Here is a 15,278-nt window from a genome sequence, read left to right as displayed (position 1 = left end):
ATGCCACTCACCTAGATATGTTTGAAGCTGATTGGAATATTTACCTTTGCCAGGTGTTCAATTGACCAACAGACCGTTTAGTTGTTACTTGTTTGAGTACTCATTTGTGGCCAGCTCTATGAGCAGATAGGCACTTTGAGGTAGTTTTAGCAAAACTAGTTAGAACAAAATTTTAACTTAAAAAGGTCTGAACTGTTTATAACAAACCTCAACCAATCAGCAATTCCTACCTAGAAAACAAAATTCCAGTCATCCATGGAGGCGACTATCGAGCGTACCTCCGGAACGTCGATAAGTTCATACCTGTAATAGATTTTCTGAACAAACTGTTCTGGTTTTTCCCAATCATCATCTACAGGATAGATTCCCTTTTCACTGAACAACTCCATCAAAACAGCGGATGAGACTTCACATACTCTAGACAACTTTGATAGTAGTACGTAGCGGTTCTTGAAAGTATCCACTTCCTTATGAGTAATAGATAACTCCTCATCCCTTTTACTAAACCTAATGCGTTGGATTAATCCCTTTTCAACAAGCTGGGGGACAAGCATTGAAGATACTTGAAAGTATCTTCGCAAAGAGTTAATGCTGAAATAGTTAAGATTTTTCTTCTTCTGCTTTAGTAAATACCAATCCTTCAAATCTTCTATATCAATGCAGACTCCCCTAAACCCGACATACTTAGGATCAACAAAGGCTTTAAGCTCACGTGTTTTGATTGCTGTAACAATAGTAATAAAGGGATTCTTTATAGTATTTCCTACTTTCCGAATAGCCTCAGGAAGATAAATATATTGGACCTCTATAGGTGGCAAGGTAGTAAAAACAGAATTCTTCAGTGCATATATATCCTCTAGGTGTATAACCCATTCCTTTTTAACTGTCTCATCAGGAGAAATCCCTTCAATGAAACCACTTTCGATAAGAGCATAAAATTGACTTTTAGTTATACCGAGAAGCGATATAGCTACTTTTGCATTTACAAACGTTTTCTCTTGATTGATAAATTCAACAACATCATCTCGGTGTATAACTGTATTTTCCCTTGATTTTACACGTCTAATTCGAGATCTAATCGAGCCGCTAGTAATTCCTTCTCGAAGCATAGCTTTTGAAATATTGTATTCTGAAGAAGCAGGCTGTAGCGCTATCCACTTATGATTTTCGATCGCCTCTTTACTGAATAGTGTGTTCTTCTTATTTATCGCATAGGTCCAGTGATCCTTGAGATAATTCTGAATGGAAGTAATGATCAATTCTTGACTTGGATGTGTGCATATAGAAAAAATTCGTTGGTAAAACCTTTTGAAATAAATATCTCCGCGGCTTTGATCACTAAAAACCTCTGAATGAAGACAGCTTAGATACCGTTGAAAATCCTCCTCTGTAGCAAACCAAGCATCAGCACAAGCTGTCGAGTAATATTTAGCTTCAGGGAAGGTATTTAACCCTGTAAAGTAGCCAGTTTTTAAATTCTTCATATTTTCAGAAGGCTGCCAACGAATAAAATTTATTATCAGTTTAAGCCTATACTCTCGATCAAAAAGAGGCCCGTTGAAGGCATGACTAAACCCAAAATCGGGCTCTGCAATACACGATTTACCATCCAGGAAGTTCTGCATTCTCAACACTGTTGTTGGGACATAATTTGTATCCTCAACATCTATCAAAGACTCGCCACAGCAACATGAGGTTATAGAGGACATAGATTTGAAGTTAAGCTTTGAACCACATGATCGACACTCATCAATGAGCCACATCCTATGCTTAACACAAACAACTGTAGTACTTAGCTGCCAGCTAGCACGATGATAAGGCCTCTCTTTCAAACACTCTTTGCAGTAACGAAACGATTCAAAACGAAATAGTTTCTGATCTACGTTGTATATCGCAGATATCAGTTCTTTGAATGTATAAAAGCCAGTCCATTTCGCATCAATCAAAGCTTCAAGTAACTTTTGAGGGGAAAAACTAAAAGGCTCGCCATCAGCACTAAATAGCCATTGAACTCGTTTATAACCATTAGCCTCAACAACCCGAATTAAATACCCAATAGGAGACTCATCTTCAAAAGCTTTCGGATAGACTAATGGAATAATTAAGGTTGCCATTATACTTCCTCCGGACTCATCAAACGATGGAAGGGCATACCTGGCTTGATAAGCCTCTTAAAAACAAAATCTTCATTAAATGGATTATTAGTTCCAATCCCAGCAGACCATATTGATTCCGTAAACGCAGCCTCGAAATCCTCCTCACTTATGTGACTTCTGCCGAAACTAGATGCACTTCGAAATGCAGCCATAAGCAGTGTCTGCATGTAACCAATAACCCCATTCGTTGCATAATGTATTCTCCTTACCAAATTATCAGACAGGTTTGTTTCCTCTTGCATGTCCACAACCTTCAACATGGCACGTAGTACACGAACAAAATCCCAATAGCTATTCATCTTAGCTAGAGAAAAGGGCTCTAAATTAATTCTACGACTAAAACGCCTTCTGAGCTGCTCATTCAAACGAAGAATGTGCTCACTTCTTTGTAATCCCATAAGCACGACTGATGCGTTTGATCGGTCAATAATGGTTTTCAACCAGTCCGCAGCCTGACTAGGTGTAGACTTGCTTCCCTGATCAACAAAATGTTGTAGTTCATCAAAAATAATAAGTTGTACTTTACAGGTCTTTACTAATGTCAAAATCCTGTTTGTTTTTTCTATAGCAGTACCTCTGTTAAAAAGAGGATCTCCTAATTCAAGCAATACGGCTTCTGATACATTCTTCACGGTAGGTAAAGAGGGTATATCGACCACAAGAACTGGTACAATTTTTCGGTCCCTAGTCTGATAAGGAAGATGCTGATTGAGAAATTTCTCTTTCAATGTTGTTTTTCCTGTACCGGACATACCTAGACACAAAAAATTTACCGGCAAACCTGCATTTTTTAGTTCATAACATTCATTTATTTGTTTGTACGCGCACTCAAATTGAGGGTGATGAACTATCAGCCCATTTAGCTTAGATAATGATGCAATCTGGTTCTTATTCATATTTTATCTCCACATCAAAATCCTCTAAACCAGGAGGAACCAACAATTCAGAGCGATCCAAATCCTTAGGGTTATCTAAAATTACTTCTATAGGGTTTTGCTTAAGTTGTGCTGCTTGAGTTTTAGCTCGAATACTCTTGCTGTTAGAAAGCTCATTTACATGATCAGTAAATTCTTTTTTTGCCTGAAGAAGACTAGGAGTAATGGCAGCCACTTTTTTTTCATTGCGAACAGATAGTACAGATCTATGCTGTCTCAATGAGATGCCTTCAGCATATTCAGGTTTAGTACAAGGTACGCTGAAATAACGTTGATTTGCTTTATCTAAAACCCATATTTTACCTACGTTTTCAGGGTCAATTCGCACATGTACAGTTGCGTTAGCTTTAAGTTGTTGTCGAAACAACCTTAGTTCATCAGAGCTATAATTAAGTTTAAATAGACGAATGCCTTCATGAGATAACTTCCTGACATATTCTTTTGTCAGAATAAGATCAAGCCGCTCTCGGCTCTGTGGCAGAATCAATTCGATATCTTTTAGTCCGTTCTTCCAAACATTAGCCGGTGTATCATCCAGCCCTGCATGCGGACTATGAATGTAAATGTCTATTACCCACTTATGAATCAGTTCACGAAGCTTATCTAAAGTGACAGACGCAAGCTTTGTTGATTCGTACTCCCCGCGTTCAGATATACTTCCATAAGAAGTCCCTTTTAATTTATGGCATACAGCTCTATTCAAAGTACCCAGAAAACGTTCAACTGACCCTTTATAATGTGGTTGTTTTGACGGGCAAAAGAAAAGCTCTGTATTAAGCTCATTACACATCCGTCTTAACTGATGATCATGAAATTCTGAACCATTATCACAGGCAAGAGTTGTAAAGCACCCATAAGCAGGCCAGCTATTCCTTATTGAAGGGAACTCTTTACTAACATAATCCTTAGATAAAATTGCATGTCGAATAGCACGCATTACTGATACTGAAGAGGGGGGTTCAAAGCCTATATAAAATCCTAAAGGCATCTTAGAAAAGTGATCTAAAATTAAAGTGAAATTTGGGCGACCAATTACTTTCTTGGTATTTTCATCAACTACGAAAATATTTAACGGTGTATGATCAATTTCCACTCGCTCAAGTATGCGAGAAGTCACATATCCCGCTCCATGCATCCTATAGAACTTATTAGCCACTGTTTTCCCTTTTTGAGCAGCCATTAACTCAAATGGATCTAACAACTTATCTAATAAACGATAAAAAGTCGCTTTAGACGGCTTTTGATATCTAACCCCCTTAATAGCGGATTCATTAATATTCGCCAAAATGTAATCGTATACATCACTTTTTGTATGCGGCGTAGCCTTTAAAAGCAGAGACTCAGAAGCATCAAGAATCATTGGCCCAAGCTCCAGAACATAAAAAGAACGACGACCTAGTTTTTGCTTAGGAGCTAGCGAAGAAATATCTTTACCTGATTCAAACCAGGCCCTCCACCAACGATAAATAGTGATAGGACTAGGAGGTGAACAGTCACCCAAGGTTGCAGAAATGTCGTCTATCCATACCTCTACTGCCTTTAGGCTTGGTCTTTCACCTCCTCTAGCAATAATTTGTTGTATATATTCAAACTTTGAAAAGGCTATCTCTTGGTCCTTTTCAGAAAGGCAAGAAACATCCTTTGGCAGACCCTCATCAATCCCTAGGTTACCGATAAAAGACAAAGTGCCATTGGAAAGAGCTTCAGATAGTTCAGCCTCCGTATACAGGACAATTGCTAAGTCTGGCTTCCTCTCCAAAACAGCATCTTTATTTTCAAGTGTTCTAATAATTTCATAAGTCGACGAGTTCAAAGTCAGGTGCTGACCTGTACGAAAAGATGCAAGTTTCATGGTTAGTATCTCCTACAAAGATAATTAACGAATCAGGCTCTATAGGCCTATTCATATCTGTTCCACATACATTATTTGCAAGCAGGGCGTATACTGTGCCAAGACGACCAAGTATTTGCGCTAGTCCAGAAATGGAAGGTAATAAGGTTTTTTCACAGAACTTCTTTGCTTTTTCAATTTCCGCCTCACCAAATGGAAGCTTTTGGTACTGGCGAAGGAAGTGAATATTGCGATCTAATTCCTTATTTGGTAGCTCTTGGTCCGTTATAACTCCAAATTTTCGTCCGACTTTCTCAAACTCTAAAGATGCTAAAATTAACTTGTCTCTAATATCCCTTTTCTGCAAATGATCGAAAGGTTTTATTTCTATGATTAAAACGCTCCCGTCAGTAAAGTGAAGCTTGAAATCGGGTGTATACCTCCTATATTTACCCTCAATGAACAGCCAAATAGACTCTGGTTGTTCATAGTACTGTTTTATAGAAGGCGAAAATTCAAAACGATGACAAGCTCGCCTTTCTAATTGAGACTCCCAATCAATCATCCTTTCCATTTTTACTGAAGGAAAATGCCCTCGGATCGTTCTTCTAGAACGAGTAACAGGTTCTCTTGAACGACTGTGTTTGAGCTCTGGACCCAAATTAAAGGCAAAATCATCCCCGCACCGTACCTTCTGAGGCACAGCAAAATTTTTCTTAGACATATAAAACCCTTACCTAATCAGGTAATAAAAATCACGATATAAAGTAGGGCGCTTGACTGAATTCGAAAGGAAATAGATACTGTATTTGCGAGTTACAGGTATTTATACCGAATCGAACGGGCCAAGCGCATGCTTAGGCTCGTTTTTGTTTACATAATATCCTCCATTACTAATTCTGAAGTTTGGCTCTTCTTTTCTGTAACATCATTTATTTTCAAAATAGATTGAATTGCTGCTGCTTGGCCAGCTGAAAGTTCACTAATACATTTATGAAACTGGTTAGCTAAAAGGTAGACTTCCAAGGAAATGTCATCAGGTAAATGGAATACCCTTGCAGATTGCTCAGCATAAAACTTCAGTTGGCGTTTCTCATCTCGATTAAAGTTTAATACTAAAGAAATTTTTTCGCGGATATGAATAGCAGGAGGCGGCTTCTTGCCCGTTTCCATCAAACTTATATAGCTAGGATTAATGCCCAGCAAGTTTGCTAATTGCTTCTGTTTCAGATGCCTACTTTTACGCTTCAGCTCTAGGTAACGACCAAAAGGAGTCATACCCTATCTCTCATGCTAATTAAGTCAACCCATTATAGTAAACAGCAGCAAAAAACTCAATTAACCCTTTATAAACAATATGTTACATATACTGTATTATTATAGTATTTCAATATACTGCATATATATTTTTCCTGAAGTAAATAAATCAAATGATTCTACTTTGTTATTTGTAGACTCAAGATCACTTGCAACACCATCAAGGTCGACACGATCAACTGATGCAAGGGCATCTTCAAGTAATGGTCGAAGGGGAGAGTTCCGCCAAGATACCAATTGAGCTTCAGCCTCTCGCAGAGCATGTAGCATATCCAAAGATATTCTACGGCGCACTCTATTAGGGACTGATCGAGTCTCATCACCTCCGCCAAAGACTAATAATTCATAATCTTCACTAGAAGTCGCGGTTCCTAGACTTCAGCCTTTTTCCTAAACACATAGCTTAGTCTCGCCACAGTGGGTTCATCGGCTCTACGAAAGTCTGTCAACAACGCTGTAAGTGCCGCATCACTATCGAACTCGGAGAAATCCAAATGTACTTCTATTTGAAATGTACTTCTATTTGAGGGTCGTTAGACAAGTCAACGCCATCCCAGAGATCAGAGAACTTTAGATGCCTTTGAAGAATCGGGTAGTGACGAGTCGAGTACTAATCTAACTGCGTAAAGAAGGTTGCTTTTTCCTACACGGTTTTCCCCTAGCACTACCATGTTTTGTGCCAATGGAATATTAATAAATTGAAAATTACGGAATATTAATAAATTGAAAATTACGGAAATTCTGAATTATTAAATTTGATAAATACACATCTAATTCCCTGATAAAAAATTACATTCCCAATCCGATAGCACATCACCGGCTGTGATGAAGTCCTTATTAACTTTCAATGCATTCGCAGAGAAACACTCTTGTAAATTACGTCAAATTAAAGACACTATCCGCGAATTGATCACTTAAAGGTTGCCATCAAACTTGTTCTTGAGCTGTTGCTTCTTTTCAATTAGCTTATTTTGAACATTTTCTTTATCAGTGATCTGAAATGCATGAAAAAGATTGCCGCAGCAGAACCAAAGAGAGTCATAGCAAGAATAACCGTATAAGGCCTTAGAGGGGATAGAAGCTCAAGGGTACTATCCCCGATAATCAACACGGCTCCTATACAGCACAAACAAAGGCCAAAGCAGATTATCCTAATTGAAACGCGGATCAATTCCTTATAACCCTTATCAATCCGATCAAGAAACTCAATCTCGAAATCCAGATCAGCAATTTTCTTTTTTAGGCGATATTCACTAATCTTCTGAAACTTTAAGAAGATCCAGCTTGCCAATAGGCTACAGGCTGTACCCGTTTTCTTTTTCTATACGCTTCGTTTACATTTTTCATCGACTCCAACACGTTAAACTGCTCCGCCGATAAGTTCTTTATCGACAGCCTCAACTTGTGCATACATGAATAGCCTTCCATCGGCAGGTCATCTGGCACATGGAATACTTTGATAGATTGCTCTGCATAAGCGTTTAGCTGAACAGTCTCATTCTTAGATAGGGACATTGCATCAGCAATAGAATTGATGACTTTGGACGAGGGAGGGTTTCTTTTACCGCTTTCGATCTCACTGATATAGCTGCTATACACATTAAGCGATTTAGCTAGGTCTTTCTGCTTGAACCTACGCTTCAGTCGTAGTGTTGTGAGATACATGCCGAAAGGGTTCATTATTGAGTCCAAGTTCTTCACAAATGAGTTACATAAATATTAGTGAAAAACCAGTGAAAACACAACTTATACTTATTTTTCAATAAGTTAAGATATATCTTAATTTTTAATTGTCTTTGTTTTTTTATAGCTCATGCTTGTACCCTAGGATAAGTAAATAAGAAATCAAATACTTATGTAGACAGACAACTAACTTATAGTTGATTAAACTGCTAATTCAGTTTCAGATATATATGAACTTCTTAAGAGCTTGCTTCCAAAAAATGTAGCAGTTGTTAAATAAACTACAGATTAGAGATAACATTCAGGATGATCGATTTCTCCCATATCCATGCTTTCAACCAAGGCCAACGTGAGTCTTTTGAAGAACTAATATGTCAGCTTGGCAGACTTGAAGACGTTCCTACAGATTCTATCTACAAAAGAGTTGAAGGCGCTGGCGGAGATGGCGGTGTAGAAGCCTACTGGACAAAGGTAGATGGTAAGAAAATTGGATACCAGGCTAAATATTTCACTCGATCAGGAGATATCGACTGGAGTCAAATAGATAAGTCCGTTGAACAGGCGCTCAAAACACACCCAGAATTAGATAATTATGTTATAGCCATCGCCTGTGACCTAACTGAAAAATCCGGCGTTAAACGTAAAGGAATGAGCGGCTGGGGGCATTGGGACAATAATGTGAAGAAATGGTCCAAATGGGCGTTGGATCAAGGAATTTCAGATATAAAGTTCACTCCTTGGACAAAGAGTGAAATCACGGCACTGCTTGCTAAAAAAAAGTCACAAGGACTACTTGAATACTTTTTTGGAAATATACAGTTATCGATGGGCTGGTATCATGTAAAGCTAAACGAATCCATTTATGGTTTAGGCGACAGGTTTCATCCCGAAGATCACGTAGACGTTGAGATACAAAAGCTATTCTCAGTAATCTCAAGATCCCCTGAATACATCGCAGAGCTTTCTAATCATCTTAGTCATGTAGAGAGATATAAATTTCCATATCATCTCTCATCAAAACTTCAGACATCACCTGATTCAGAGTCAATCAAAGCTTTAGTAGATGCTATTGCTGAAATATCAATAATTCATGATTCATTAGAGCTAGATCCTCAGCATAGCTGGGAAATTGATAAGTGGAAAAACCTGCTCAACATTCTATTCAATACCAAAAATGATATAGAGCAATGGCTTTGGGACTACAAGCAAGGTTTAGAACGAAACAGCTCTGAAAGGTATTATTTAGATAGGCTACTAAAAGAGATTCGTGACTTTAGTGATCACATTAGAAAAGTTAAAGAGCTACTCAACTCTAGGTATATGGTCGCTGAAAGCCAAAAGTCAGCATTCATACAAGGCCATGCAGGTTCTGGTAAAAGCCACTTACTCGCAAAATGTGCCGAAACAGCTATAAATGACAAACATCCAGCAATACTCCTTCTTGGTCAAAGGATAACTAACACTGAAATTTGGACTCAGATCTCACAAATGCTGGGCCTAACGGAGTACTCAACCGAAGAGTTATTAGGGGCAATTGATGCCTCGGGAAAAGCGTCTGGCACACGAGTTCTCCTATTAATTGATGCTATTAATGAAGGCGTTGGTAGTAAGTATTGGGATAGTAATATTGCTAGCATTCTGAACAAGCTAAGAGACTACTCTCATATATGCTGCATTATTTCGTGTCGTTCTGAATACTTCGAGTTAGCTATTCCAACAGAAGTATCTACCCAGATCCCATGCTTCTCTATCCGTGGGTTTGAAACTATCGAAGAGCAAGCAAATGCAGCTCGCATTTATCTAGATCGTAAGGGTATTGTTCGCCCAAGCACACCTTGGTTATCACCTGAATTTATTAACCCACTTTTTTTACGGTCTATATGCATTTCCCTGGAAAGGGACAATAAATCGGAACTGCCTCCAGGCCTCAACGGATCTAGAAAGATCCTCCGCTTCTACCTTGATAGTTTAGAAAGAAATATAAAACACCAAGAAGGTGGATTAGCATCATCTAGTAAGTTAGCACGAGCATGCCAAGATATTGCCGGTAGTATGCTCGAACAACAAGCCGACCACCTTGGACTAGACGCTTGCTTAGAAATAATCAATCGTCATTTTAAGAATGTAAATCCTAAAACTGAATCTGACTGGCTAACTGTATTCATTAATCATGGAATACTAAGAAGAGATCCAAACCCATCTGATGACATCTTCGATGACGACGATATTATCAGGTTTAGCTTTCAGCGCTTCCAAGACTTTCTGATGGCAGAGAAGTCACTTAGTGAAACAAATAACCCCTTAGATCTATTCGGTAATAATGGTGTTTTAGATTTTTGTATATCTGAAGACAGGCTAGCTTGGAAATGGCGCGGATTATTAGATGCACTTAGTGTAGCGCTACCAGAAAGACTCCAAACTGAGCTAGTAGATGCCCTACCTGGGGGCTTTGATGTATGGTGGGCCAAATGGGAACTTCACGAAATCTTTGCTGAGAGTATCAAGTGGAGAGATCATGAAGCGTTCACTAAGCGGACTTTACAGTTACTAAATAACTATAGCTCGCATAGATCTGATTCTTTGGATTTATTGCTACAAGTAGCAACCTCGGCAACACATCCATGGAATGCCGGATTTATGCATAATCATCTCATAAAATATAATACGCCTGATCGCGATGCATATTGGACCTTATGGGTGAACTCGCAAGATGATGACAGTATTTCTCACCTCGGTGCTTTGATCGATTGGTGCCATGCAGGACAAACAGATACCACTAAACCAGAAAATCAGTACTTGGCAGCTCTTATGCTTTGCTGGTTTTTAACATCCTCTAACAGAACTATTCGTGACAAATCTACGAAAGCAGTAGCCAATCTATTTCTCTTCAATGAAAGTTTGTTTCCTAAGATTGTTGAACAATTTAGGACTGTAGATGATCTATATCTCCATGAACGAATTTACGCAGCAGCTTTCTCTTCATGTTGTATAAACTCAGATAGAAACAGGTTAATCAGCTACGCAACTATTGTATATGAATCAGTTTTTAAGCAAGGTCAGCCCCCTTTATCTCTACTGTTAAGAGATTTTTCACTAGGTATTATTGAGTTAGCAGAACAAAACGACGCACTTCCAGATTTCGTAGAGCGGGATAAGTGTTATCCACCATATAAGTCACCCAAGTTAAGGCTGCATGTCTCTGAAGAATTAATTAGGAAAGTCTCTGATAAAGCCGGCGATGATCAAATTCTTCTCTCAGCAACATCATTTGGTGATTTTTCAAGATATGAAATAGAGCCAAGAGTTAGGGGATTCCTTCGTACAACATTGGATAAAAAAGTTAGCTTAAGTTCTAGACAAAAGGCCCAAGCCTTTGAGATGGAAGTTATCGGTGATAATAAAAAGAAAAGGGAAGCATATGATGAGCTAAAGAAGGTATGTAATCCCTACAGCTATGGAATCTATAAACTGTCTATAGAGGCTGACAGCAAAAAGCCGACCAAGGAACAGTTAGAACAGTGGATGAATGATATCACCGTGGCTAAAGCCACCCTATTAGAACTCCTCTCGGATAGTGAGGCCAAAAGGTTTTGCCTTGATATCAATCCATACCTATTAAAAGACAACACAGAGAAAAGAAAAACTTTTGATCTAAACTCTCTGAAAAGATGGGTTGCAAAGAAAGCCTATGATTATGGCTGGAATAGCAAAAGATTCACATATGATAGATCAACTGATCTGAGCTACAGTCGAGATCGACCAAGTGTTGAAAGAATAGGAAAGAAGTATCAGTGGATGGCACTTAATGAACTACTGTGTAGATTAGCTGACAATTATTGGATGAGTGAAGAGTATGATTCAGAATTACCTCAACCGTACTGTAGCCCTCTAGATATAGGGTTCGTACGTGATATAGACCCTACTATTCTTCAGGAAAGAGCTAATCACAGTAACATTCAACCTCATTCAAATTCTTGGGCGTTCAATCCAGTTATATCTATTGATCAAGTCGAAGAAATGGATCTACCCTCCTGGCCTTTTAAATCAGATCCTGCAGATCAAATAAAAGCTTTACCTGTAAGAAGAGATCCTGATGGAACCGAGTGGTTGGTGATATATGAGCATCAATCTATTACTCATAAATACGAGGATGAATTTAAAGGGGAACACAGCTTAAAGTTACAAGAATTTCGGTTTGTCTCAACCTTGATGGTGAGCTCTAAGGATATAGTAAAAATAGTTAAAAGCTTTAAAGAAAAAGAAAGCATCCACTTTAGTGACTGGAGTCCCCAAGATATCACTGATGCAGCATTCCTCAACGAAGCTCCGTGGAGACATACTTGGCCAAAAGAAAAGTGGCTGAAGGATCTACACTATGCACCAGAAGGTTGCAGATTAGCGCACTTAGCTACAAATTATGTGTGGGAATCCCACTTAGACGCAGCGCTACCTGAAGGCTATTCAAGCCACCTTCCTACTGCTTGGCTGGCAAATGAGTTAGGCCTGACCTCAAACAAAAATCAATCTGGTGTTTGGATTAACGAAAGTAATGAAATTGTATTCAAAGAGTTCAAAGGAGAGGACGGAGGAAGTATTTGCTTACTTAGAATAGATGACGCTGAATTACTGTCAAAAGATGAATATACATTCATTTCGATAATGATCGCTGAAAGGAATGCATGGCCAGGGGGAAGTAACTCTAACGCTTCATGGCGAAGATCTGAGGGTATATGCTGGAAGTCAGGCAGAGGGGTAGAGTCATCAACCTGGTTTAGCGATAGAACTAATAAACCATAGGAACAAAAAAGCAGCCATTCAGCTGCTTTTCAATTTCATTCTAAATAATGATCTCATTTCACTACATATGAGATTTCATTTCATTACTTATGAGAACCGACAGCTTACAAACTACACATCTAAGTTAGCAACTTGTAGTGCATTGGCTTCGATAAAGTTACGACGCGGTTCAACTTCGTCACCCATTAGGGTGGTGAATAGCTGATCTGCGGTAATCGCATCTTCAATCGTTACTTGAAGCATACGACGTGACTCTGGGTCCATGGTGGTTTCCCAAAGCTGTTCTGGGTTCATCTCACCTAGTCCTTTGTAGCGCTGGATGTAGTGGCCGCGGCGGGACAGATCGAGCAACCAGTTTAGGCCCTCTTCAAAGTCGGTGATCTCACGGGTGCGTTCGCCCCGTTGTAGGTAAGCACCTTCTTCAAGTAAGCCTGCCAGTGTACCGGCCATTTTAATAATGGAGCTGTATTCGCGGGAGGCGAAGAACTCTTCATTTAGAACGTAGTCGTGGGACACGCCGTGCTGAAGCATCATTACTTTAGGGACAAAGTTGCTGTGCTCTTTATCTTCTACCACGACACATTGGTAGCTAACCGCTTTATCAGAGAAGCCGGCAAGGGCATCATCAAAGACGTCACACCATTCAGCGACAGCCGCTTGGTCTGTCATTGTTTCACGTGGGAAAGGCACGGATACGTTGATAAGCGATTTAAGTAGGGCAAACGGATATACACGAGACATACGGTTAATGGTGCGAATAACCGCACGGTAGTCGTATATAAGCGTCTGTAGCTCTTGACCGCCAATACCTGGTGCATTTGGATTAACGTGCAAGGTTGTACCGTCTAGGGCGCCTTGCAGTAAGTATGAATCCAAAGCTTCATCATCTTTAAGGTACTGCTCTTGCTTACCTTTCTTGATTTTGTACAGCGGTGGCTGAGCGATGTAGATGTAACCCCGTTCAATCAGTTCCGGCATCTGACGGAAGAAGAAGGTCAGAAGTAGGGTACGGATATGGGATCCATCCACGTCGGCATCGGTCATGATGATGATGTGGTGGTAACGTAGTTTGTCTGGGTTGTACTCTTCTCGACCTATACCACAGCCTAGGGCTGTGATCAGTGTGCCAACCTCGACCGAGCTTAGCATCTTGTCGAAACGTGCTTTTTCTACGTTAAGGATTTTACCTTTAAGCGGTAGAATCGCCTGCGTTTTACGTGAACGGCCCTGTTTAGCCGATCCACCCGCAGAATCACCCTCCACTAGGTAGATTTCGGACAGTGCAGGATCTTTTTCCTGACAGTCAGCAAGCTTGCCGGGTAGGCCAGCGATATCTAGTGCGCCTTTACGACGTGTCATCTCACGGGCTTTACGCGCCGCTTCACGGGCACGGGCAGCGTCGATCATTTTAGATACGACCGCTTTAGCTTCCTGTGGGTTTTCACGTAGGTAGTCGGCGAGTAGTTCACCCATCGTCTGCTCAACCGCAGATTTAACTTCAGATGACACTAACTTATCTTTGGTCTGTGATGAGAACTTAGGATCAGGCACTTTAACCGAAATAATCGCGGTTAGACCTTCACGGCTATCATCACCTGTTGTGCTAACTTTACCGCCTTTGTTAAGGCCTTCGCTTTCAATATAGGTATTTAAAGAGCGAGTCAGCGCGGCACGGAAGCCTGAAAGGTGGGTACCACCATCGCGCTGTGGAATGTTGTTAGTAAAACAGTGAATACTTTCTTGGTAAGAGTCATTCCACTGCATCGCTACTTCAACTGCAACGCCGCTTTCGTGATCAGCGGTAAAGTGGAAGACTTTATTGACGGTGGTTTTGTTGGTGTTTAGGTAATCAACAAATGAGCTTAAACCACCTTCATATTCAAACACTTCTTCAATGGCTGAACGCTCATCTTTAAGGACAATACGAACACCAGAGTTCAAGAATGATAGCTCACGAAGACGTTTTGCGAGTATCTCAAACTTAAAGGTTAAGTGATTAGTAAAGGTATCTTCTGAAGGCCAGAAACGTACCATAGTACCGCTGGTATCCGTTTCTCCAACAACGGTTAAAGGCGACTGTGGTTCACCGTGTGAGTAAACCTGCTCATGCACTTTGCCGTTACGACGGATGGTCATTTTTAATTTGGAGGAGAGGGCGTTTACAACAGAGACACCTACGCCATGCAAACCACCGGATACTTTATAGGAGTTATCATCAAACTTACCGCCGGCATGGAGTACCGTCATAATAACTTCGGCAGCTGAGATCCCTTCCTCTTCGTGGATATCGGTTGGGATACCACGACCGTTATCGGAAACCGTAACACTCTCGTCAGGGTGGATGACGACTTTAATCTCGTCACAATGACCCGCTAAGGCTTCATCGATCGAGTTATCAACAACCTCAAATACCATGTGGTGCAGACCTGTACCGTCGTCTGTGTCACCAATATACATGCCTGGGCGTTTCCTGACTGCATCTAGGCCTTTTAATACCTTGATACTGGAGGAATCATAATCTTGATTATTTTCGCCGCTCATTCAAGTCTCCTAACGCTT

General features: G+C 40.1%; 10 protein-coding genes. 1 reads left to right on the top strand and 9 read right to left on the bottom strand.

What is annotated here, in order from left to right; all coding sequences use genetic code 11:
• Positions 1–230: 230 nt before the first annotated feature.
• The 8 genes from Q4486_RS07810 to Q4486_RS07780 all read right to left on the bottom strand — a co-directional run bounded on the left by Q4486_RS07810 (position 231) and on the right by Q4486_RS07780 (position 7,919).
• Positions 231–2,114, bottom strand: a complete 1,884-nt coding sequence (locus Q4486_RS07810) for a TniQ family protein (protein WP_067984770.1) — start codon at positions 2,112–2,114, stop codon at positions 231–233.
• The gene (locus Q4486_RS07805) at positions 2,114–3,052 is read right to left on the bottom strand and encodes a TniB family NTP-binding protein (protein WP_303518979.1); all 939 of its coding nucleotides are present in this window, start codon (positions 3,050–3,052) and stop codon (positions 2,114–2,116) included. Before Q4486_RS07805 ends, Q4486_RS07810 begins: the two co-directional genes overlap by 1 nt.
• Positions 3,045–4,943: a Mu transposase C-terminal domain-containing protein gene (locus Q4486_RS07800; protein ID WP_067984766.1), complete on the bottom strand. Its 1,899-nt coding sequence runs from the start codon at positions 4,941–4,943 to the stop codon at positions 3,045–3,047. The genes Q4486_RS07805 and Q4486_RS07800 overlap by 8 nt, the downstream gene beginning before the upstream one ends.
• The gene (locus Q4486_RS07795) at positions 4,885–5,646 is read right to left on the bottom strand and encodes a TnsA endonuclease N-terminal domain-containing protein (RefSeq protein WP_067984761.1); all 762 of its coding nucleotides are present in this window, start codon (positions 5,644–5,646) and stop codon (positions 4,885–4,887) included. Before Q4486_RS07795 ends, Q4486_RS07800 begins: the two co-directional genes overlap by 59 nt.
• A 149-nt stretch (positions 5,647–5,795) precedes the next feature.
• Complete coding sequence (locus Q4486_RS07790; RefSeq protein ID WP_067984759.1) at positions 5,796–6,200, bottom strand: helix-turn-helix domain-containing protein; 405 nt, start codon at positions 6,198–6,200, stop codon at positions 5,796–5,798.
• Between the two features lie 99 nt (positions 6,201–6,299).
• Complete coding sequence (locus Q4486_RS07785; protein WP_067984757.1) at positions 6,300–6,509, bottom strand: hypothetical protein; 210 nt, start codon at positions 6,507–6,509, stop codon at positions 6,300–6,302.
• Between the two features lie 290 nt (positions 6,510–6,799).
• Positions 6,800–6,955: a DUF2813 domain-containing protein gene (locus tag Q4486_RS15760; RefSeq protein WP_368500064.1), complete on the bottom strand. Its 156-nt coding sequence runs from the start codon at positions 6,953–6,955 to the stop codon at positions 6,800–6,802.
• A 553-nt stretch (positions 6,956–7,508) separates the two neighbouring features.
• A complete protein-coding gene (locus Q4486_RS07780) occupies positions 7,509–7,919 on the bottom strand; it encodes a helix-turn-helix domain-containing protein (protein ID WP_303518977.1) in 411 nt (136 codons plus the stop codon).
• Positions 7,920–8,228: 309 nt separating this feature from the next.
• On the opposite strand from Q4486_RS07780, the gene Q4486_RS07775 reads away from it, so the two are divergent.
• Complete coding sequence (locus Q4486_RS07775; RefSeq protein WP_303518976.1) at positions 8,229–12,719, top strand: NACHT domain-containing NTPase; 4,491 nt, start codon at positions 8,229–8,231, stop codon at positions 12,717–12,719.
• A gap of 111 nt (positions 12,720–12,830) precedes the next feature.
• Here Q4486_RS07775 and gyrB read toward each other — a convergent pair whose 3' ends face one another.
• Positions 12,831–15,260 carry a DNA topoisomerase (ATP-hydrolyzing) subunit B gene (gene gyrB, locus Q4486_RS07770; RefSeq protein WP_303417402.1) on the bottom strand — a complete coding sequence of 810 codons (2,430 nt, stop codon included), beginning with the start codon at positions 15,258–15,260 and terminating at the stop codon, positions 12,831–12,833.
• Positions 15,261–15,278 lie beyond the last annotated feature (18 nt).

This window comes from Neptuniibacter sp. 2_MG-2023 (genome assembly GCF_030547495.1).
Lineage (GTDB): Bacteria > Pseudomonadota > Gammaproteobacteria > Pseudomonadales > Balneatricaceae > Neptuniibacter.
The sequence above is the reverse complement of the archived record's forward strand: the minus strand, read 5'-3'. Positions and strand labels throughout refer to the sequence as shown.